This is a genomic window from Lentzea sokolovensis (assembly GCF_033949975.1).
In the GTDB taxonomy this organism is placed as follows: Bacteria; Actinomycetota; Actinomycetes; order Mycobacteriales; family Pseudonocardiaceae; genus Lentzea; species Lentzea sokolovensis.
Genome location: NZ_JAXAVU010000018.1, coordinates 59,778 through 81,918, shown reverse-complemented (window position 1 = coordinate 81,918; position 22,141 = coordinate 59,778). Strand labels below are relative to the sequence as shown.

General features: G+C 65.1%; 13 protein-coding genes and 1 pseudogene. 6 read left to right on the top strand and 8 right to left on the bottom strand.

Features of this window, described 5'->3' with window-relative positions:
• Positions 1 to 21 precede the first annotated feature (21 nt).
• Entirely contained in the window at positions 22 to 228 is a 207-nt protein-coding gene (locus SK854_RS45835) for a hypothetical protein (protein WP_319981642.1), read from the bottom strand.
• Here SK854_RS45835 and SK854_RS45830 point away from each other — a divergent pair.
• The 5 genes from SK854_RS45830 to SK854_RS45810 all read left to right on the top strand — a co-directional run bounded on the left by SK854_RS45830 (position 155) and on the right by SK854_RS45810 (position 9,642).
• Positions 155 to 6,238 carry a polymorphic toxin-type HINT domain-containing protein gene (locus SK854_RS45830; RefSeq protein WP_319981640.1) on the top strand — a complete coding sequence of 2,028 codons (6,084 nt, stop codon included), beginning with the start codon at positions 155 to 157 and terminating at the stop codon, positions 6,236 to 6,238. The two genes, SK854_RS45835 and SK854_RS45830, sit on opposite strands and share 74 nt — an antisense overlap.
• Positions 6,232 to 6,822, top strand: coding sequence for a DUF4240 domain-containing protein (locus SK854_RS45825; RefSeq protein WP_319981489.1), 591 nt, complete (start codon positions 6,232 to 6,234; stop codon positions 6,820 to 6,822). Before SK854_RS45830 ends, SK854_RS45825 begins: the two co-directional genes overlap by 7 nt.
• A 541-nt stretch (positions 6,823 to 7,363) precedes the next feature.
• A complete protein-coding gene (locus SK854_RS45820) occupies positions 7,364 to 7,642 on the top strand; it encodes a DUF6959 family protein (RefSeq protein WP_319981488.1) in 279 nt (92 codons plus the stop codon).
• An 836-nt stretch (positions 7,643 to 8,478) separates the two neighbouring features.
• Positions 8,479 to 9,216 (top strand): hypothetical protein, encoded by a 738-nt coding sequence (locus SK854_RS45815; RefSeq protein WP_319981487.1) that lies wholly within the window; start codon positions 8,479 to 8,481, stop codon positions 9,214 to 9,216.
• Positions 9,217 to 9,291: 75 nt separating this feature from the next.
• Entirely contained in the window at positions 9,292 to 9,642 is a 351-nt protein-coding gene (locus tag SK854_RS45810) for an Imm8 family immunity protein (protein ID WP_319981486.1), read from the top strand.
• A 1,344-nt stretch (positions 9,643 to 10,986) separates the two neighbouring features.
• Here the strand turns inward: SK854_RS45810 and SK854_RS45805 are convergent.
• The 5 genes and pseudogenes from SK854_RS45805 to SK854_RS45785 all read right to left on the bottom strand — a co-directional run bounded on the left by SK854_RS45805 (position 10,987) and on the right by SK854_RS45785 (position 16,810).
• Positions 10,987 to 13,647 carry a MoxR family ATPase gene (locus tag SK854_RS45805; protein ID WP_319981485.1) on the bottom strand — a complete coding sequence of 887 codons (2,661 nt, stop codon included), beginning with the start codon at positions 13,645 to 13,647 and terminating at the stop codon, positions 10,987 to 10,989.
• Positions 13,644 to 14,081 carry a VMAP-C domain-containing protein gene (locus SK854_RS45800; protein WP_406601911.1) on the bottom strand — a complete coding sequence of 146 codons (438 nt, stop codon included), beginning with the start codon at positions 14,079 to 14,081 and terminating at the stop codon, positions 13,644 to 13,646. Before SK854_RS45800 ends, SK854_RS45805 begins: the two co-directional genes overlap by 4 nt.
• 700 nt (positions 14,082 to 14,781) lie before the next feature.
• Positions 14,782 to 15,258: pseudogene (pssA, locus tag SK854_RS45795) on the bottom strand (CDP-diacylglycerol--serine O-phosphatidyltransferase); the annotation flags it as partial.
• 470 nt (positions 15,259 to 15,728) lie between these two features.
• Positions 15,729 to 16,091 carry an integrase core domain-containing protein gene (locus SK854_RS45790; RefSeq protein ID WP_319981484.1) on the bottom strand — a complete coding sequence of 121 codons (363 nt, stop codon included), beginning with the start codon at positions 16,089 to 16,091 and terminating at the stop codon, positions 15,729 to 15,731.
• 320 nt (positions 16,092 to 16,411) lie between these two features.
• Positions 16,412 to 16,810, bottom strand: a complete 399-nt coding sequence (locus tag SK854_RS45785) for a helix-turn-helix domain-containing protein (protein WP_319981483.1) — start codon at positions 16,808 to 16,810, stop codon at positions 16,412 to 16,414.
• A gap of 456 nt (positions 16,811 to 17,266) precedes the next feature.
• On the opposite strand from SK854_RS45785, the gene SK854_RS45780 reads away from it, so the two are divergent.
• A complete protein-coding gene (locus SK854_RS45780; protein ID WP_319981482.1) occupies positions 17,267 to 17,431 on the top strand; it encodes a hypothetical protein in 165 nt (54 codons plus the stop codon).
• A 236-nt stretch (positions 17,432 to 17,667) separates the two neighbouring features.
• On the opposite strand, the gene SK854_RS45775 is transcribed toward SK854_RS45780, so the two are convergent.
• Positions 17,668 to 19,890, bottom strand: coding sequence for an ATP-binding protein (locus SK854_RS45775; RefSeq protein ID WP_319981481.1), 2,223 nt, complete (start codon positions 19,888 to 19,890; stop codon positions 17,668 to 17,670).
• A gap of 2 nt (positions 19,891 to 19,892) precedes the next feature.
• The gene (locus tag SK854_RS45770) at positions 19,893 to 22,133 is read right to left on the bottom strand and encodes a helix-turn-helix transcriptional regulator (RefSeq protein WP_319981480.1); all 2,241 of its coding nucleotides are present in this window, start codon (positions 22,131 to 22,133) and stop codon (positions 19,893 to 19,895) included.
• Between the last annotated feature and the right edge of the window lie 8 nt (positions 22,134 to 22,141).

The following is a 22,141-nucleotide window of genomic DNA, read 5'->3' as shown; positions in this document are numbered from 1 at the left end:
CTCGGCGAAGGTCGAGGTGAACTACTCGTCGTACCGCTGGGCACATGGTGGTGACTGGGCTTCCCGGTTGCGGCTGGTCGAGTTGCCCGAGTGCGCGTTGCGAACACCGGAGAAACCGGAGTGCGCGGGGAAGCCTGTGCCGTCGCGCAATGACATGGCGAAGAACACGGTGACCGCGACCGAGGCGTCGCCGTCCGGCGGAGCGATCATGGCGCTGGCCGCGGCCACGTCGAGTGGGTCGGGTACCTACAAGGCGACGAGCTTGTCACCGTCGGCGACGTGGTCAGCTGGGTCGAACACGGGCGCATTCACCTGGAACTACCCCCTGCGGATGCCGCCGTCGCTGGGCGGCCCGACGCCGTCGCTGGCATTGGAGTACTCGTCGGCGAGTGTGGACGGGCGGATGGCGGCGTCGAACAACCAGCCGTCATGGATCGGTGAGGGCTTCGAGTTCGGCTCGAACTTCATCGAGCGCAGATACGTGAGCTGTGCCGACGACAGGCAGGACAGCGCGCGCAACACCGAGGAGACCGGTGATCTGTGCTGGCGCAACGAGAACGCGACGTTGTCCATGCAGGGCCACTCCGGTGAGCTGATCAAGGAAAGCGAGACCTCGAAACGCTGGCGTCTGCGCAACGACGACGGTACCCGCGTGGAGTTCGGTGTCAACGCGAACAACGGCACCCGCAACGGTGAGCACTGGGTGGTGACCACCGCCGACGGTACGCAGCACTGGTTCGGGCGCAGCGCGCAGTCGGTGCTCAGCGTTCCGGTGGCGGGCAACCACGCGACAGAGCCGTGTGCGGTGACGTTGTTCAAGGACTCGTTCTGTTCGCAGCCATACCGCTGGAACCTCGAGTACGTCGTGGATCTGCACGGCAACACGATGACCTACAGCTACGACAAGGAAACCAACAAGTACGCGCGCAACAACAGCGTGACCGATCTCGCGGAGTACGACCGGGCGTCGGTGCTCAAGCAGATCGACTACGGCACGCGTTCTGACCGGACCGAGACAGCGCCGATGCAGGTCGTGTTCGAACCGGCCGACCGTTGCCTGGCCGACTGCGGCACCAAGGACGCCACGCACTGGCCGGACACACCGTGGGACATGGAGTGCACGACGAGCCCGTGCCGGGTCGGGTCGCCGACGTTCTGGACCACCAAGCGCCTTGCATCGGTGACCACGAAGACCGGCGGCAACCCGGTGGAGAAGTGGACGCTGGGACAGTCGTTCCCGGATCCTGGCGACGGCACGCGTGCCGGGTTGTGGCTGGACAAGATCTCGCGTGTCGGCCTGGTCGGAGGCGAGACGCCGGTGCCAGACGTCCGGTTCCGCGGAGAGCAGCGCAGCAATCGCGTCGACACGCATTCAGACCAGCTCGCGGCGATGAAGTGGTGGCGGCTCAAAACGATCTTTACCGAGACCGGTGGTCAGATCGACGTCACCTATGCTGACGCGGACTGCGTGGCGGGTTCACGGACACCGAACGTGAACGCGTTGCAGGACAACAACCTTCGGTGTTATCCGGTGCGCTGGAAGCCGGAGGGGAACAAGGATCCGATCTGGGACTTCTTCCACAAGTACGTGGTGAAGAGCGTCCAGGAGGCCGATCTCACCGGCGGTTCGATACGAGTGGTCACCGACTACGAGTACATCGGCAACCCGGCCTGGCGCCACGTGGACGACGACGGCCTGACCAAGGCCGAGTACATGACGTGGTCGGTGTGGCGCGGCTACGGGGCGGTGAAGACGCGCAAGGGCGACGCGGAAGAGCAGACGCTGACCGAGAAGCGCTACTTCCGCGGCATGAATGGCGACAAGCTGCCGTCCGGCACCCGCCTCGCTTCGATGCCGGCGATCGCCGTTGGTGATATCTCCGAGGCGGTCGACGAGGACGCGTTCGCGGGCATGGTCCGCGAGGAGATCGTCTACAACGGTGATGCCGAGGTGTCGGCGACGGTCAGCGTGCCCTGGCAGTCGAACCCGACCGCCTCGCGCACGATCAACAACGCCACCGTCCACGCCCGGTTCTCCTCAGTGGCTGGCAAGCACACACGTGTGGCGCTTGACGGCGGCCGCGGTTACCGCACCACCAGTTCGGTGACCGAATTCGACCAGACCTACGGAATGGCGACGCACAGCGAGTCCCGCGGCGACGACAAGGTCACCGGCGACGAGAAGTGCACGCTGATCACCTACGCGCGCAACACGTCCGCCTGGGTGATCGGCACGGTGTCACAGAAGCGCGACTACCTGGTCGACTGCGCCCGCGCCAAGACACAAGTGGGTTTGAGGGACGCGGACATCGCGGGCGATGTCAAGACCTACTACGACGGCCAGGGGTATGGCGCCGCTCCGACCAAGGGCGAGCCGAGCACGATCGAGAGCCTCAAGTCGTACGTCAACGGTGCTCCGGCCTACGTGACCGACCAGGTGACCGAGCGCGACATCTACGGCCGGACCACGAAAACGACCGACCCCAAGGGCACCTCAACCGTCGCGTACACCCCAGCCGCGGGCGGGCCGGTCACCGAGCTCACCGCGACCAACTCGGTGGGCTGGGTGACGAAGACGGTTCTTCAGCCTGCGTGGGGTTCGCCGCTGTCGGTCGTGGATCCGAACGAACGGAAGACTGACTATGGCTACGACGGGCTCGGCCGCACGACCGCGGTGTGGCCCATCGGCTTCGACAGGACAGGCCCGGCGGCCAAGAAGTTCTCCTACCGGGACCGGGCGGACGGAGCCGTCGCCGTCGCGACAAGCACGCTGAACACATCTCTTCAGTACGTCACGTCGTACCAACTGTTCGACGGATTGCTCCGGCCACGTCAGACACAGACGCCGGACGCCGCGGGCGGCACGTCCAACACCGTCATCACAGACGTCCACTACGACTCGGCGGGACGGGTCAAGCGGGCGAACAACGCCTACCTCGCCAACACCGCTCCCGGCACCGACCTGTTCAAGCCGACGGCCGCCATCCCGTCGGCATCGACCACGACCTACGACGGCGCTGGTCGTGAGATCGTCCAGATGCTCAAGACGGACGTGCCCGTCGGCAGCCCCGGCGGCAACGAACTGTTCCGCACGTCCACCTACTACGCCGGTGACCGCACGGACGTCACCCCACCCGCAGGCGGCATCGTGTCGTCAACTCTCGTCGACGTCCTGGGCCGCAAGACCGAGCTGCGCCAGTACCACTCGGGTGTTGCGGCGGGCAGCGCGACAGGCTTCGACGCCACCAAATACACCTACGACCTCAACGACCAGTTGACCGAGGTCGCCCACCCGTCCGGCAAGAAGTGGCAGTACACCTACGATTTGCGGGGTCGGCAGACCCGTGCCGTCGACCCGGACAAGGGCATCACCGAGTCGGCATATGACGACGCCGACCAGCTGGCATCCACAAAGGATGGACTGGGCAAGACACTTGCCTACGTCTACGACACGTTGGGCCGCAAGACCAGCATCCGCGACGACTCATCGACCGGAACGGCCCGCGCGGAATGGTTCTACGACACGCTCGCCGACGGCGACATCGTCAAGGGCGTACTGGTGAAATCAGTGCGGCACGCCGAGCACGGCCAGTACATCAAGGAGAACACGAGGTTCAACGCCGCCTACATGCCGCTGGCAACCGACATCACGATCCCGGACCAGGAAACCGGACTCGGCGGCACGTACAGCTATGCCTCCAACTACTTCGCCAACGGCACGCTGAACGTGACGCACCTGCCAGCGACCGGTGACCTCAAGAAGGAATCACTCGAGTACGGCTACGACGCACTCGACCAGCCGAGCACCCAGAAGACCGCTTACGGGGTGTCAGCGCCGACAGAGCTCGTCGCCGGCACTGGCTACACGTCGTTCGGTGAACTGGCGAGCACAACGATGCTGGGCAGTGGTCGCAGCGTGACCGTCGTCCGCAATTACGAGCAGTACACCCGGCGCCTAAGCGGGATCCATACCTCCAAACAGGCCGGACCCACCGACGTGGCCAAGGTGTCGTACAGCTACGACCCTGCCGGCAACGTCACCCGCGTCGCCGACTCGATCAGTGGCGACACCCAGTGCTTCACCACCGACTATCTGCGACGCCTCGCCGAGGCGTGGACCCCAAGCTCCGGCAACTGCAACGACGAACGCACGAATATCGGTCTGGGCGGCCCGTCAAAGTACTGGCAGTCCTTCACTTACAACATTTCGGGCGACCGCGAAAAACTGGTCGAGCATGTCACCAGTGCGGGCGAGCGCAAGACCGAGTACACCCCGACGCCCGGCAAGCACAGCCTGGCCAGCACGGTCACCACCGACAACGCCGGCTCCCGTATGGCTTCCTACACCTACGACGCAGCCGGGAACACGCTCACTCGCCCATCGCCGTCCGGTAGCACGCAGACAATGACCTGGGACCGCGAAGGCAGAGTCGCCACCTCGGCCGACGAGTCCGGAGCGTCCTCGTACATCTACGACGCCGACGGAACCCGGTTGGTCCGCCGCGACCCGACCGGCAGCACGCTCTACCTGCCGGGCCAGGAACTGCGCTACACGAAGGCAGGCGGCGCGAAGACCTGCACCCGCTACTACACCCATGCGGGCCAGACCATCGCGATGCGCACGTCGACCGGCCTGACGTGGATGTCGTCCGATCAGCACGGCACCGCGCAACACACGATCAACGCCCTGAACCAACAGACCGTGAGCACCCGCCGCACCCTGCCGTTCGGCGAGGTCCGCGGTACCACCGGCACCTGGCCGGCCCGGCTGGACAAGGGCCTCGTCGGCGGAACCTTGGACAACACCGGCCTGACGCACATCGGTGCACGTGAGTACGACCCGGCAACCGGCCGGTTCGTCTCCGTGGACCCAGTCATGGACACGTCGGATCCGCAGCAGTGGAACGGCTATGCCTACGCCAATAACTCACCGATCACCTACAGCGACCCGACCGGCTTGTACGCGACCAGCTGTATGAACGACGGCAGCAACTGCAGCACCCATCACACCAAAGACCACGCCGTCGCGCCGTCGGGACCGACCCAGGAGTGGGTCACCAGCGAGGAAACCGGCATCTCGGTCGCCTACAACACCACAACGAACAAGAGCTACATCGGTGACTATGAGTTGCCGGTCGACTCGCCCAACATCTTCGACATCGGCCGAGAGATGCGATCGATTCGCACCGCAATGGGCAAGGACATGCCCGAAGGGGAGGACCTGGACGGCTCATACAGTGCCCACCAGCTGCTTTTCCTCGCGACGAAGGCTTGTACGGAACGGAAGAGCCTCGGGTGCAGCGGTCGTCTCATTAACGCCCTGGGAGCGGCGATGGGATTCGCGGTCGGCCTCGGTTCTGACGCGCTCGGCCACCAGCTCGCCTCCGGGCGACCTGGAGGCCCTTCGGTTCCTCTCCCTGGGTCTGCTCGTCCTGCTTACCGGAAGGGTTGTGGTTCGAACAGTTTCCTGCCTGAAACGCTGGTATTGATGTCGGACGGCTCGACCAAGCGCATCGACGAGGTCAACGTCGGCGACCAAGTAGCAGCCGCAGACCCTGAATCTGGCGAGTCCGGTGCGCGGGAGGTGGTCGCGACGATCATCGGCGAGGGCATCAAGCATCTCGTTGAGATCGAGATTGAGACATCGGATGGCAAGGTTACTGCGACACAACAGCATCCCTTCTGGCTGCCCGACCAGGAGCGCTGGGTAGACGCCCAGGAGCTTCGACCGGGATCGGTGCTTCAGACTTCGGCGGGCGCGCTGGTCCAGGTGACGGCGATCAAGAAGAGGGCCGCGATTAAACGCGTGCACAACCTGACCGTCGATGATTTTCACACGTATTATGTGCTGGCGGGTGACACTCCGGTACTGGTTCACAATGACGGTGGAATTTATTCTTGGCCGAACACAGATGGCCCCATTCCGCAGCGAGGTCAGACCGCCCTGTATGCACAATTCAGCCAGCGCACCGGTGAGTTCCTAAAGTGGGGTGTCTGGACTAATACCACTGGAAACTATTCGCGCTACACGCAGAAATACCTTAAGACGCAGGGAATTCAAACCACGGTCCTTCGGAACTTCGACTCCAAGGACGCCGCTCACGCAGTCGAAAGTGACCTGATCGCCAGGGCTCCCGGACCGCACAACCACGAGCGGTATGCTGGCAGCAAGAGTACGGGTGAGAATCCGCTCGATATCATTCGGCGATTTGGATACAGAGGAGGTCCGGCGTGCTAGCGTCTGAAGAATCCATGTTGTGGGCGCTTGTCGACTCAATTTCAAATACTGCCCGAAGTGAACAAGAAATGGCCGAGTCCCTCTTGGGTAAGCTGTCCAAACTGCCAATACCGCGGGTGGCTCGATTTCAGCGCGAGCTCCTTGATTGTGTGAATGGTCTATTGAATTGGAGATTGTGGGAGGCGGCCGACGTCATTCATGAGCGGCCATGCTCAGGTGATACTTTTGCCGACTTCAGGTTGTGGGTGGTGGCCCAGGGGAGCGAGGTATGTCGAGAAGTTCTGCGCGATCCAGATTCTCTTGCGTCAATATCTGAGATAGAGCGGATTGTTCGTCTTCCGCAACCGTGGGATGATGTGGACTATCCCCATTTCGCTTCATTGGGTGCGCTCGCTAGTGATGCTTTTGATGTGATTCTCGGGAAGTTGAGCCCAGCTATCGCGGAATCGATCGACCGGCCAGCCGTGCTTGATGAGCAGATCCCCGCCTACCTAGAAGGCTCATTCCCTTCGGATTATGGCGTCGACACCGCTGTGCACGTTCGACTGCCGATGCTAAGTGCTATGCGAGGTTGGTCGGTGTAGGTCAGGATCGGGCTGGCCTGGAGGATCCGTGTAGAGCAGATGGTCACGTAACGGCGCGCAACAACGCTGAACGGCGGCCAACCGCACAGATTGACCATGGTGTTCTCTGTTTTCGCAGGTCGGAGACGTGACCTGATCCGACTGGCAGTGTGAGGGTCATGGGCGCAAACGCTTAGCTGCTCGTTCTCGTGCACAATGCGGGTCTCTGTGACCCGGTGCTGGCGAATGGTGCTTTGTTGGAAGGGATTTCGCCGTCCGAGATGAGGAGGATCCAGAACGCCGCCGACAGTCGCGGTGTGAGCATCTCGGTGGTCGGCAGCAGGGTCAAGGGACCCAGGTCGGACGCCAACCCGAAGGGCTATGGCGCCGGATCGGGCTGGGACTACGTGATCACCGGTGCCAGCGCCCGTCTCAGGAGCAGAATCGCCAGCTCTCTCCCTCGCTTGGATGTGACGGCGGGAGTGGGTAGGCGGTCGGATATCCTGAGTGGGAAGCTCATCGAAGGCGAACCCAGCATCACCTTCCACCCACAGGGGTGACAGTGGACAAATCGATTGAAGCCGCCGAGGTGCTGGCGGTGGACGGGAACTTCGCCGTGGTTCAGCTGCCCGGCAGGAACTTTCCTGCCGCGGCGATCCAGGGGGATTCCCTGAGCGTGCTCCGAGACACGATCAAGGAGCTTTCCGAGTGCCTCGCCGAAGGTGATCTCGACGAGGCCAAGTATCCGCTCGCGGAGATCGAGTCCGTCATTTCGGCGATGATGTCCACGTACGAGGACGCTTCTCAGGAACGCGGGTTCAAGCTGCCCTACGCCACCTGATCGTGGTGCGAGGTCGGTTGTGATGTGGCGGGGTGGTGCTCATAGCGAGCACTGCCCCGTTCGCATGTGTGCGCTTTGCCGCGTGGACGGTGTTCGTGGAGGAACGTACCGGCCGGCACCCCGCCGGGGCATGACCTCTGACGTCCGATGTGGCCGGTCGGTACTTCGGCGCACGGTGGCCGCGTTCGTAGCATCATCGGCTTGACGGACAACAAGATCCTCTTCCCGAGGTTCGGTGCTGTGCGGGGTCGTGCTGGCCCTGTCGATCAGGGTACCGGATGCGGTCGAGACCTTCACCGGCGAGACCGCGTTCACCAGTGTGGTGATCGGGCTCGGGATCGCCTTCGGGACTCCCGCCCTGGGCTGTTGCGCCCGCGTCAGACGCAACTGCCCGCCGCGTCGGGCAGTTGCGTCTGACGCGGGCGTCAGCGACGTGCAGTACGACTCGGCCGGCCGTGCCAAGCGTGCCAACAACCCTTACTTCGCCGCGGTCGCCCTGGGCAACGACCTGTTCGTGCCGATCGACACCATCCCGTTGGCGACCACGACCACGTACGACGGAGTCGTATCTTGCCGTTCGGCGAGATCCAGGCAATACGGGCACGTGGCTGGCTTGCCTGGACAAGGGCTTCGTCGGAGGAACGCTGGACAACACCGGGCTTACGCACATCGGTGCCCGCGAGTACGACCCGAAGCTCGGCTGGTGCATCTCCGTCGACCCGATCATGAACCTGGCGGGTCCGTGGCAGTGGAACGCCTAGGTCTACTCCAACAACAGCCCGGTCTCGTTCAGCGACCCGACCGGCCTGTACTGCGAAATGTGCAACTACAACGCCGTGACCAAGAGCGAACACTCCTACTCGGGCCACGAGGTCGGGTGTGGCTATTCGACCAACGGCCTGTGCGGACCGCAGGGAAGCGGTGTCTCCGAACAGGACCGTCAGCTTGAGCAGCAGCAGTACGAGTGGGCATCAGGCACCGGCGACGGCTCGAACCAGCCGATCATCCACGGCCACCGCCTCCCCACCGCCGAGGAGATGAAACGAGGACCGATCTTCGGCGCACCGGTGATGATGAAGGAAGGCGAGAGTTATGCGACAGCGGTCAAGCACTGGGCCACATACCTCTGCCGCAGCAGCGACCCTAGCGCCGGGTTCTGCAAGTGGTCCGAAACCGTGGGCAACAAACCTGTGGATGGCTGGGACACCGTGTTCGGCGTTGAAGGGAGCCGCCAGCACGTCGAAGGAAGCAGGCAATCTGGCCAAAGCGGTCGGCCGCGGTTGCCAAGGGGGCGGTGGCGTCTGTTCGGCCGTCTCTGTGGAACGCGAGATGGAATTGGCATCGATGCTCAGCCAAGCCACGAAAAACAAGGGAAACTCGGGCATCGGCGCCGTGACCCGGGCCAAGCGGACATGATGAGAGAGGCGTGGGTCGGGCCGAACTACCGTCTCGGAGGACCCGATGGCAAGGTGATGATCAGTAAGGACGAGCTGCGCCAGTATCGTCCGCTGTCGTACAAGCCGAATCGGCCGGTCCAGTTCGGTGGCCCGGGGTATCAAGCCAACTTCGAGTAGCGGCTTCGCTCTGACGCGGGGTATCGGTAGTGGCAAGCCGACGCTCACGTCGACATCATCGATTAGGAATGAACAGTGAAAGCGGTCGTACGCTACTTCGTAAGTCCCGATGTGGACTTGGAAAACTTCCGTCCGGATGATCCGGAGAACTTCTCGTTCCTTCTGGAGGCGATCGTCGGCCCGTCTGACGGTGAAGGTGAGGAGTTGCTGCAGCTCAACGTGTGCACCCTCGCCAGCTTGACGTCAACCGTGTCGTCAGATCGCATCGTCTTCGGCAGGTCGCTCGTCATCGTCGGCACGTCGAAGATCAGCGAGATTCTAGGCGCCGTCAGGTCGGCGATCGAGCGGGTGGAAGCCGAGTCTTGGGCTCAGGCCGCTTCGCGTCTCAGCCGGCTCGGGTTCTACGAGTTCGAGGACTACGAGTAACCGCTACGCCTGCCCAGCGGCAGTCGGGACGGCAACGGACGGCGATGCCGAAGGGGCCTGATACTTGAACTGGCCTCGGAAGTTGGACTGGCTGCCTGAAGGTCAGTTGCACTGCCCAGCGCGGCTGCGAATGGTCCGACACGCGGGCTGATGATCTTGAAATGAGGGAGGCCTCCGGATGGGGAGTGCGGTGGGATCAGGCTGCGGACCGCGACGCTGATGCTGTCCGGAGGTCTCGTAGGGGTCGGGACAGGTGTGTTGGCGGCCGTGGCTGGCACGCGCTGGGCGCTGGTAGTCATCGCAGGTGCTGCAGTCCCCACGTCTTCCTCGGCCGCATACCCCACCGACGCGGCGGACAGCAACTTTGAAGTCACCTTGTACAGCAGAGACAAGGCCAACTGAGCATGCTCCCAGCCTGGGGGGCTTTCGAGCGGTACAGGGTGAAGAACCCGATTCTCGGCATGCAAGCCGAGTCCCGGCGCACCTTCCTCACCTGCGCCGCCCGCTTCTGTATGACCCTGTCCCACCTTCAGCCGGTCAAGACGAAGGCGGCAGGCGACGCCGGCGGAGCCACGAAGTTGCTGTCCTGGTCCACCCTGGCTAGCGCTTGCGCAGCAGGAACAACGGCCACGCCGAGACATCAGAAGCGCCGGTCTAACTGAGTTTTGTGTAAACACCAATTTGGCCAGTTGGATCTGTTTGCGCAGGTCAAACGGGTGTGATTTGTCCATGCTGGCGCAGTAGACTAACGGAGCTGCCTGTTGAAGTTGATGATGTGCAACCTTAGTTTGGTTGAACGTGCAACGACAGCGGGTGGCATGCGGGCAGGCGGTGCTCTCTCTCGAGGGCACCGCCGCCGCGTCAACTGAACAGGTCGCTCAACTGTGCTACCAGGACGACGACCTCGTTCAGGAGTCTGAGGAAGGCGGTGGTCCGCTCGGGGTTCCACCCCCGATTGGGCCGCCGTTCCTCGACTCTCTCTGGCTCATCACCCACCGGCTCTTCGTTCGGCGTGTGATTGGTGTTTGCCATTTGTAGCCTCCACCGACTCGCCACAGCGAGACGATGTCTCGCCGCGGGTGGGTCGCCGGCTTCCCAACCCGGCCGGAGTTGGAAGACGCAGAGGATGCTGGTGCGACATGGCTTCGGGTCGTAGTCGGCTGCCACGACGCGACTGAGATCGTATCGGCTAACGCTGTTGGAACTTGACTGTCGAAAGGGGGGCCCGTGGACTGACGGGCCTGTGGATAAGTTGGTTGATCTATGAGCCTCCAGGTGAGCGAGTTGGTTGAGTTTCTGGTGGTCGTCGCTGGTTGAGGTGGAGTGTCGTGACATCGGCGCCGGTCAGCGACGCTGTAGTTGTGGTCGGCTACTCCTGTCGTGCTGGCCTATGTCATGACGATGGCTGTTGCCACTCGCCGAACTTCCATCTAAAACGCCTGGTAGAGGCCATCTTGGTGTGTCTTTTGGTGCTGTCTGGACGAGTCGGTGTTCCTGTGGTCGATCTTGGTTAGGCTGCAGCGGCTGATCTCCCGCACTGCCCGGTTGAGTTTGATCGGGTCGTCGAACGCCTTGGCTGGCGCGTCGGGCACCGGCGCGCCACGCACATCGCTGAACAGCTTGCGAGAGATCGGTTCCGGTCCGAAGAAGGCGCAGATCTGCAGGAGCTGCGGCCTCCTTCGGGGGTTCGGTTACCTGCACGCTCCATTTCTCCTGCTCCGCGGGCTTCTTCGATGCCTGAATTGATCCAGTGGGATCGTATTTCACGCGGAGTCTAGGGGTGGCGAGACGCTTCGCGCGCCTGTAGTAGGGACCGGAGAGCGCCCGGAAAACGGCTTCCTGCACCCGGATGTACGGAAGGTTTTCGACACTCGGCGCCGGATCGGAGGTGTCGTCCGGCGCATCCAGTGCCGCGGCGAAGTTCCGCAATGTTCCGTTGACGCGTTCGGCGTACTGGCCGATCATTCGCGCGACCCGGATCGTGTCCGCTCGCCGGGCGCCGGAGAGCAGTTCCTCGCGGACTCCGTCGTGGAACTCGTAGGCGACTCGCGTTGGATCGGGAGTCGATCCATTCGGCGGCACGTGTTTCAGCAATCCGCTCAGCACGACTTCGGCGAGTGCGGAGAGACCGGCGCCGGGCAGCATGATCCGCTGGACCAGCTTGATCAGCGGAAGGCTCAGCGGCGTCGCGGCCAGCAGGCCCGCCAGGTGGAACGCCTGCACCGACGCCTGATTCCGGAAGCGCATCACCTGTGTGCTTGCCGTCAGTTGCTCGGCCGGCTCTTCCGGCGCGCTCACCACGGGTTCGTCTGGACGCGGGCGGACCATCGTCGCTGTGGTCTCGACCCACTCCAAACCCGGCGCGGTGAGCAGCCGCGACCAGCCCGTGAACCGCTCCGCGGAACGACCGAGCACAGGCACGGGAACCGCCGCCGGGTCGCCGACGTCGAGTTCGAAGTCCGGCTCGACCACGCGCACGCGCAGGTTCCTGTCGGCCGACTCCGGCGTGGCCCGCTGACAGGTGGACACGACGCGTCGCAAGGCCGCCCCACCGCCAGGAGTGGTTGTTCGAGAACGTGAACGACGACCGTGGGTCTCCCTGTCCCCGCCCAAACAGCAGCTCGCTCGCCGCACCTCGTGCCAGGCGCGGCCGATGGCATTGGTCATGACTAGCACGATCCAGCGGCCTGTCGTATCGACGAGATCAGGCCAGTGCTGTCCGTGCTCCTGTTCGACTTCCGGCCTCAGCACCAGGTCCGCGAGCGAGGACTTCACGCAGTCGAGCCGCAGGAACCGGACATCGCGGAACGCTCCCTGGCGTCGTAGCAGCGTCAGGAAGTCCTGTGCGGTCTGCCGCCAGATCTTCATCGACGATGCGGCGTCGGCGACCAGCACGATGTCGAACCACCGCCACGGTGCCGGTCGCCATTCGGGCAGCCACAGGCTTTCCTGCGCCGCGCGGGCCGCCGTCGTTTCTTTGTCGAGCACCCTGCCCCATGGCGACGGCGACGGACGCATGAACGGTCGCAGGGCGTCCGCGATCCGGCGGGGTCCCGACAGCGCGGACACCGCCAGGTGGACGGCGTTGAGCAGCTGGTCCGAGGCGAGCCCGCCGAGCTGCGCGCGGCGTTCCAGGAAGTCGGCGATGAGCCTCGCCAGGTCGACGCCCTCGGCCTCGCCGAGGTGCGCGGCGACCATCCCGGCTAGCTGGTCGAAGTCCGGCTTCTCGAAGTGGAGTTTCAGGCAGCGCCGCAGGAACGCGGGCGGGAACTCGCGTTCGCCGTTGCTGGTGATGATGACGATCGGGAACTGACGGCAGCGCACGGCACCGTTGCGCACGACCGCCGAACCTCCGCGATCGGCGGTGAACACGGGGACGTCCGCCTGTTTCCCGGCCAGCCGGACGAGCTCCGGGATGTCGTACTCGCCCTCCTCGAAGACGTTGAGCAGGTCGTTGGGCAGGTCGATGTCGCCCTTGTCCAGCTCGTCGATCAACAACACCCTCGGCAGTTCGAACGGCAGCAGCGCGGTACCGAGCGGGCCGAGGTGCAGGTAGTCACCGACGCCTGACTCGCCTTCGCCGCCGGCCTCCCGGCTCGCCGCGGCCTGCACACGTCCGATGGCGTCGTAGAGGTACAGGCCGTCCTTGAGCACCGTCCGACTCGTGATCGGCCAGCGCAACGTTGGCCCCAGTCCAAGCTCACGGGCGATCAGGTAGGCGAGCGACGACTTCCCGGTGCCCGGATTTCCGGTGACGAGCAAAGGCCTGCGCAGGTAGATCGCGGCGTTGACCATGAGGACCTCGAGCGGCTGCGGCTTGCGCGGCGTGCAGAGCAACGCGCCGATCCGCCGGTGCACCTCGGTCCCGTCGTCGTCCGGACGGGTCGCCTCGCCCGTACCGGTGAACCTGCGCCACGGCGGCGGCTCCGGCAGTTCGGCGATCGGTGACTCCGCGGCATCCCCGGTGCCGCGGTACACGTGCCATCCGGTCGGATCAGAACTCATACCTGGGCCACCGGTACCCCTTCTGGCGCTGCCGGGGGTACCGGCATCACCACCCTCGCCGGATCGTCGAACAGAACGGTCAGCTTCCCGCAGACGTGCCTCGCCGCCGCGCCCTCCTCGAACGCAGTGGCACGTGCCAGCCGGATCCTCTCGAGCAGATGATGGGGATCGTCCACGCCGTGCAGCAGTTCCTCGACCACCGCGACGAACTCGGCCGAGTCGCACTTCTCCCGGTGCCACACCATCAACGGAACGCCGGCGCGCAGACCGACCGCGACCTCGTCCCGGCCCGACTTCGCCACCTGGGGTGACTCGCTCAGCACCAGCGAGACCAGCTTCGGCCTGCGTTCGAACTTCGGTCTCCCACGGCCACTGGTCCACGTCGAGAGAGATGATTTCGCTGGGCAGCAGTGGTTTGGGTATTCGGCTCGGATCGGAATTCAGTGCCTCAAGTGCGCGGAACGCCTCGAGATAGGTCGCTTGTTCGTGGAGCCAGGGCCTGGCCGGACCCGCGAACGTCTCCTCAATGCGGTGATGTCCGCCACTGGGGCGCCGTGCGGCAACGTGAACAGCCTTTTGGTTTCCCGTGGCCGGCAGGGTTTCGAGTGTTGTCATCTCGGCAATGATTGTCCGCAGCGAGGCCATCGGCTTCTAGCTCCGTTCGATTCGTTCGATCACGAGCAGTAACGTGGTCAGCCTTTCGGATGTTGCGTGTACGGCTCTGCCAGGTTGTGCAGTGCCTGACCATCGGTTGTGCTCCCGGAACGGCATGGCACGCGCAGTCGTCACACACCATCCGGGCAACCAGTTAGCGGCCACTGCGATCCGTCAAGCAGGTGATTTTCTGCAGGGCGCCGACAAGAGACCGCAGAGTGCGCCATCCGCTCTGTCCTCCGCCCAACATCATCCTGGCCTTCCCAGTCGAGGTCGGTGTTCGGAGTATGGCGGTAAGCGCCCCGACATCGGGGTTCAGGTTTACCACCGTCGTGTATTACAGACCGCAATCAAACTCGCGGCCTGTCGTCCACCAGTGCGCATATCGCTTGCTCCGAACGGCGCGCACCGGATGGACTTTTCTTCCAATTCGCGCAGCACGCGCAGCAGGTCGTCGAGACGGTCGTCGTAGTCCTGGCACGTCCACGCGCCCACAATGTAGGGGTTGTTCCACCAGCCGTCGGTGCGGACCTGCTCCTCGATGATCAGGGGCAGCAGCAACAGGCCGCCTGCGGGAGCGGGGACGCCGACGAAGAACTCCTTCGCGAACGGCGGTTGTTCCTTCTTCAGCAACGTGTTGAAGCGGGCCAGGCGGACGACCATGCAGACCGCGAAGATCAGCGCGATGACCCAGCCGGCGCGGTTGCCCTCGAACTTCCACAGGTAGATCGCGAGGGCCGGCGCGACGCCGAACGAGATGGCGTCGGCCAGGGAGTCGAGCTCCGCGCCCATCGTCGACGTCGCGTCCAGCAGGCGGGCGATGCGGCCGTCGAGGCCGTCGAGGACGGAGGCTGCCGCGATCGAGGCGATGGCCGCGCCGCACATGCCGACGTTCGCGAAGTGCACGGCGGACAGGCCCGAGCACATGGCCAGGACCGTGATCGCGTTCGGCAGCAGGCTAACGGCGAGTCGCTGGAGCCATCGATTCTCGCTGCTTCGAGGAGACTGTGGCGCCTTATCGGACGAGACCTACAGAAAGATGTTTTCGGTAACGGCTTGCTGGACTTCTTCGTGCGGCGTCGCAGGTGGAGCGAGGTCGTGTGGAACTCTGACTCCAAGGAGTGGATCTTGGGTGGCTGCGCAAAAGGCGGCAACGCACTTAATTCCCGGTCAAGTGCGCCCAACTGCTTCGAGTGTGCCTGTTTTCGCAGTTCAGCGGCCTGTGAACCCGTGTCTGGGGGTCAAGGGGTCGCAGGTTCAAATCCTGTCGTCCCGACGGTCGTGAAAGGCCCTCTGATCGTGGCATAACGCCTGATCAGAGGGCCTTCTGCATGTCGCCGATTCGATCACGCTAGTGATCTTGTTGGGGACCATTTGGGGACCTGAGTGGCTAAATGAGCGACAACGACCTTGTGCTGCTCGAAAAGTCATCGCTGCTCGTCATGCGGCGTATCTGTACTCGTTGATGAGTCCGCGAGGATCCGGGTGCGTAGCAGCTTGCGGGTCTTGAGGCCATGCACGGCGGCCGGTTGCTCTTGAGCTTCGGGTGGTAGCTGGCAGCGGGCCTGATGCGGTCGGTGCTTGTTGTGGTGGATCTCGTAGGCAAGGACTTGACGCGCGTGGGCTTCTCCGGTGATGAGGATGTGGTCGAGGACCTCGCGGCGGATGGTGCCGATGATGCGTTCGCAGTGGGCATTCATCCGTGGTGCCTGCGGCGCACTCTTGAACACACGTAGTTCCTCGGCCTCGAAGACGGTCGAACGCCTCGCCGTACTTGTCGTCGCGGTCACGCAGCAGGAAGCGCAGGGACTCCATCCGCGTGCCGAGGCCGGTAGGGAGGTTCTTCGCCTGTTGTGCGGTCCAGGCCTGCGTCGGACGGTGGTGACGCCGGTGATGTCCAGGCGCCTGGTGTCGTGTTCAAGGAACGCCTAGGCGTGTGCCGAGTGCGGTGTCGACATGGAAGAAGTCGGCCGCGATGATGCCCTCGGCCTGGGCTGCGAGGAACTCGCGCCAGGTCGGACCGGACCGGCGTGGTGCTGGGGCGATGCCCGCTGCGTTCAAGATCTTGCAGACGGTTGAGGTGGCGATTGGGTGGCCGAGTCGGGCCAGTTCACCTTGGATCCGCCGATGTCCCCGCCGCGGATTCTCTTTGGCGAGCCGGAGCGCAGATACCTTTACCGCTGCTCGGAATGGGTGGGCGTCCGGCGCGTCGTCGCGCGGTGTAGTCCCACTTCCAGGAGATGAACCGTTGATGCCAGACCAGCAACGTGCCAGGCGTGACGTGGAAGATCTCGCGCCAGCGCGAACGATGGATCAGCCTGGATGGCGTGGCGAACCAGAATGGGTCTGCTGGCTCGTAGCGGATCTGGCCAGTCGACTGTCGGCGGAGCACGGCGTTCTCGTGCCGCAGCACGAGAAGCTCCGCGTGCTTCTCCGCCTCACCGCAGGGCAGCGCCGAAGCGGCGGACAGCACCTTCCACGTCACCTTGTACAGCAAAGACACGATCACCTGAGCATGCTGTCGGCCGCTCGTTGTGAGGGGTGTCCAGCAGGTGAGCCTGCCGTCCAGTTGGGACGGTTCGAAAGCCTGCTGATCCAAGGCGAGGACCGATCATCGTCTTCACACGTGTGTTCGGTTGACGCGTGTGGGTGCATGAGTGAGTGTGGTCGTTCGCTTGCCGGCGCTTGGAGTTGTCCTGCCCGAACCTCCAGGAGTACCTGCGGTCGTGCGAGGAACTGGTCGCCGCAATCGTGTCCGACGCGTTGCCGGAGTTGGCGGACCAGCTGGAGTTCGCGGTGAACAGCGCCGGGTCGTGTCGGAAGGAGGGGACGTACCTGCGCGCCGAGCGGAGATCATCACCGGAGGTAGCCGTCGTGCGGTGGTTGCCCTGTCTGTACACGCGATGCCTGACTCGTCGCGCGAGCAGGTCTCGGCCGGGCGAACGGCTGCTGGCGGTGTTGGCCGGTGTCTTGGTGGTGGCAGCGTGCACAGCTGCGGGCGATGCTCGTGCACGTGATGGTCGAGGCAGCGTCCCGGATGATCGCTCTGGGGTGCAAGGAGCACGGCGAGGTTGTCATCCAGGCGCTGCTCGACCGGGTGGTGCACGGGCTGGGTCAGCCCGTCAGCTGACCGGTCCTCACGTGGGCCAGTTGGGCGGGCGGGTTGCCGAGTCGCTGTCGGTGCTTGCCTGTGACAGCGCGAAGGCATGCATCTCACACAACTCCATTGAATCCACCGTTTCTGCGATGCCTTGCCGGGTCTCGAAGTCGCCCGCGGCCGGGCTGGTTCGGCTTCGAGCCTGCGACCACACTCTCCAATCGGCACAAACGACACAATCGGTCGGACCGCGTAGATGCTCTGCGCGGCTACGTACGGGTGCGTGGAGGAGCTTCGGCGTCTTGAGAAGCTGACAGCCACCCGGCCAGCTGGGTGCGCGACGACAGTTGCAGCTTGCGCAGGATTCGGTCCACATGGGTCTCCGCGGTGCGTTGGGCCACGCCTAGCTCGTCGGCCACCTCGCGGTTGGTCAGCCCTTCCGCGACCAGTTGTGCGACTTGACGTTCCCGGCTGGTCAGGGCGGCTGTAGTCGTTTGGCTGCTCTGACGCCGCGGTGTGCCGGCTCCGTTCAGGATGGCCTGGTCGATGCCGTCGACGTGGTCGGCTCCCCGCTCGCAGGCCGACTCGTACTGGGATTCCCCCAGGTTGTTCCGGATCTGCGCCAGGTACCGGTCGCGCGACCGGGAAACCGGTGCGAGGGGCGGAGTTTGCCCGAGGCTGCCTCGGGCACGCGCCGCGATGCCCACCAGCTCGGCTGCCCACAGGTCACTTCCGTTGTCGGAGGCCAGCCACGCCAGTTGCTCGATCGCTCTCGCGGCGTTGTGGAGGTCACCGAACCGGTGTGCGATCTTCAGAGCGCGCACGACGTGCTTCTCCGCGCCGGCGAGATCTCCGTTGTGGGCCCGCGCGATCCCGGTGGCGAGCAGCAGGTGAGTCTGGGCCCAGAGATCGTCATCTCCGCCCGTCAGGGCGCGCTCGGCTGTCGTGACCGCCGCCTCTGCCGAGCTCTGCCCGGTCTGGATTTCAATGATCAGCGCTTGTGAGAGAAGGCGGTGGGACAGGTCATCGGCGGTGATGAAGTGTTCCTCGGCCGCGATCGCCGAGTCCAGGGCCTGGCTGAGGCTTCCTCGCCGGGCGAGGTTCATCGCCTGCGCGAGTCTGACCCGGCCGAGGACGTCGTCGTCGCCGTTGGTCACCGCCCACGCCTCGGCTTCCCGGATCGGCTGCCCGATTGCGAGTGCCGCGGTCAGCCACAGTCCCAGCGCGCGGTCACGACCGGGTTCGGGATTGCGGTCCAGCGCGGCGGAGATCCAGTGCTGCCCCTCGGTCGCGTCGCCGCGAGCGAGCCAGTAGAAGTACAGCGACACGGCTAGCTGCAGCCCGTTCGCCTGTTGATCTGCTTCGGTCGAACAGAACTCGAGTGCCGCGAGGATGTTCGGCAGCTCGTCCCGCACCTTGGCCAGGACGTCGATCTGCCTCTGTCCCCGGCGCCACCGCTCCTCTTCGTGACGCACCAGCTGGGCGAAGTACTCGCTGTGCCGAATACCCAGGCGTGTCTGCTCGCCCGACGCACGTAGTTGGATTCGGCCATAGGCGCGCGGGGCCTGCGGCACGCTGTAGCGCTCGTCTTGAACGACCACCACGGACTTCTCTACGAGCTGCGGGAGGACTTGTGACACCTGAGCTCGGTCGATGCCGTGGTCGGCACACACTGCCTCTGCGGCCGCGAGGTCGAACGTGCCGCCGAAGACGGCAACGCGTTGCCACACCAGCTGTTCGGTCGACGTGCACAGGTCGTACGTCCACGTGGCGCTGTCGAGCAACGACTGCTGTCGCGGAGGCACGAACTTGTTGTCTCCGCGGGACATCATCCCGAACGGGTCGTGCGACCTGGCCACGACTTCGTCCAGCGGCAGGATTCGCAGCCAGGCGGCGGCGAGCTCGATCGCCAGCGGCACCCCGCCCAGGACTCGGCACAGCTCAACGACCTGTGGCCAGTTCTCGGCTCCTACGGCGAAATCCGGCATCGAGGCCGTGGCACGCTCGGCGAGCAGTTCGACGGCGGCCGACCCGGTGGCAGCGGCGAGGTCGCCGGCCTCCGGGATCACCAAGGGCTGCAGCCGGAACACCTGCTCGTCCGGGAGACCCAGCGGCCATCGGCTGGTGGCCAGCACGCGCACCGACGGGGACGCGGCCAGTGCCGAGGCCACGATCCGGGCGCAGTCGTGCGCCACGTGCTCACAAGAGTCCAACAGCAACAACAGGTTCTTGCGTGCGAGGCGGTCGAGCGTCGAGACGGTCTCCGCCACTCCGTCGACGGTGTCCAACCGCACCATCACTACACCGTCCGCGAACTGTTGCGCGACCTCGGTGGCGACCCGCTGCGCCAGCCTGGTCTTGCCGACACCCCACTGACCGGTCACGGTGACCAGCCGTGCGGACCCCAGCAAGGAGCGCACCGAGTCCACTTCGGAGCGACGTCCCACGAAGGTCGTCAGCTCGACGGGCGGCCAGGAGTCGTGCCAGGCCATGATCACAGCGATCCGGTGTGCTGGACGACCCAGGTCACGATCTGGACGCGTGAGGTGAAGCCGAGCTTCTTAAGGATGTTGCGCACGTGGGTTTCCGTTGTCCGGGGAGATATGTTCAGCGTCGAGCTGATCTCCTTGTTCGAAGCGCCGCCGGCGATGAGTCTGGCGAGCTGGACTTCTCGTGCGGTCAGCCCGGTCGAGGAGAAGTCCTCTGTTTCGGTCTGCAGTTCCTTCAGGGTGAACGACACCGCGCGGTCGATGCTGGAACTCGCCGCGAGACCTACCGAGAAGAACCGTCGCAGCTCCGCCTTGCCGAGCAGGTTCCTGGTCAGGGTGACGCAGTCGTGGTGTGCGTCGATCCACGCCTGGGAGCCGAACATGACCGTGCAGCCGGCGAACTGCCACATGTTCTCCGCCACGCCGAGCAACCGGCCGGCGGTGGGGCCCGCTCCGGTCGACGCGGCGATCCAGGACATCAGCTCGACGAGCGCGGCGAGTCCGAAGACGTCGCCGTAGTGGTGCATGATCCGCATGCTGTCCGTGGCGTGTGCGGCCGCCTGTTCGTACCTGCCGAGCCGCCATTCGCCCATCGCCAGCGCGTGCAGCGCTTGACCGCGCGGCAGGTGCTCGGCCCGCGCCAGGTGCGCGCGTGCCAACTCGATCACCCGGTCGGCGTCTCCGGCGAGCAACGTGGCGATCGCCAGCACAGGAGTCGCGTCGGCCGTCAGGGCGCAGGCTTCGGTCAGATGATCGAGTGCGCGAGCGTGCTCGTCGGCCAGCATCGCGGTGAGTCCTGCCAGCCTCAGCACAGTGGCCAGCACCTCGTCGTTCTCGGTGTGGCGGGCGAGTCGTACGGCGTCCTCGGCGAACCGTTCGCCGGTCCGGTGGTCACCCAGCCGGCCGGCGGCCACAGCGCAGATTCCGGACGCCACCGCGCGATCAGCGTCGGAGATCCCCGGTACCGAGGCCGCCCTGCCCGCCCACGTCAACCCGTCGCCGGTGAACCCGCAGCTGAGCCAGAACCGCTGCAGCAGGATGACGAGCCGGGTGCCGGTGCTCGCCTCCGCCGGGTCGGCGAAGCTGTGTTCCAGTGCCGCGAGCACGTTCGCGCGTTCCCGCATCACTGCCACGACATCGCAGCGCCGCCCCGGTCCCGACCACGCGGCCTGGAACCGTTCGGCCATCCGAAGGAAGTGGTCGCGGTGGGCGCGGCGCACCTGCTCCAGCCGACCACTGGCGGCGAGCGCGCGCTCGATCAGCTTCCGCGTCGGCTCGAGGATCCGGTAGCGCGCGATGCTCTGATCGGAATCGCGGACGACCACGGACTTGTCCACGAGCCCCGCGAGGAGCTTCAGCAGCTCGTCGTCGTCCTCGACACCGGCGACCCGCGCGATCTCGGCAGCCGCCTCGATCGTGAATCCGCCGCGGAACACCGAGAGGTGATCAGCGAGTGCACGCTCAGCCGGGGTGCACAGCCGGTGGCTCCACTCCAGGGCCGCGGCTTGGGTGCGCTGCCGCTCCGGACGCCCGGGACCGCCGGAGAGCCGGGCGCCTCCGGAGAGCTCCCGCACGATGTCCTCCGCGGGCAGGACCCGGAACCACGCCGCGACGAACTCCAGTGCCAGCGGTACGCCGTCCAGCTCGCGGCAGATGTCGAGGATCGCGGACCGGCTCTCGTAGTCCGGTTCGAAGTCCGGGGCCGTGGCGGTCACCCGGTGCGTGAGAAGGGTGACGGCATCCTGATCATCCGGCGTGCGGCCGTCGGTGATCGTGGCCGGGATCGGCAGCGGGCCGACCCGCAGCAGGTGCTCGCCCTCGACCCCGAGCGCCTCCTGACCGGTGGCCAGGACGCGCACCCGCGGCGCGGCGAGCAGGACGTCGCGGACCAGCCGCCCGCACGCCTGGGCGACGTGCTCGCACGTGTCGACGACGAGCAGGGCCGTCCGGCGGCTGAGATGGCCGAGCACGGCGTCGACGGTGCCCGGCACGCCCAGCGCGGCCGCGAAATGCCCGACGACCGACTCGTGGTCGCTCGCGTCACCGAGCTCGACGACGTGCACCTCGTCGGAGGAGGTGCGAGCGATCTGGAACGCCAGCCGCGTCTTGCCGATGCCACCAGGTCCGACGAGCGTCAGCAGCCGGGCCTTGTGCAGCAGCGACTGCGCCTGCGCGAGCTCGGCTCGCCGGCCGACGAAACTCGTGGTGTCCGCTCGCAGCCGTGGTGTGGAATCCGCTGTCCGCACCCCACCAC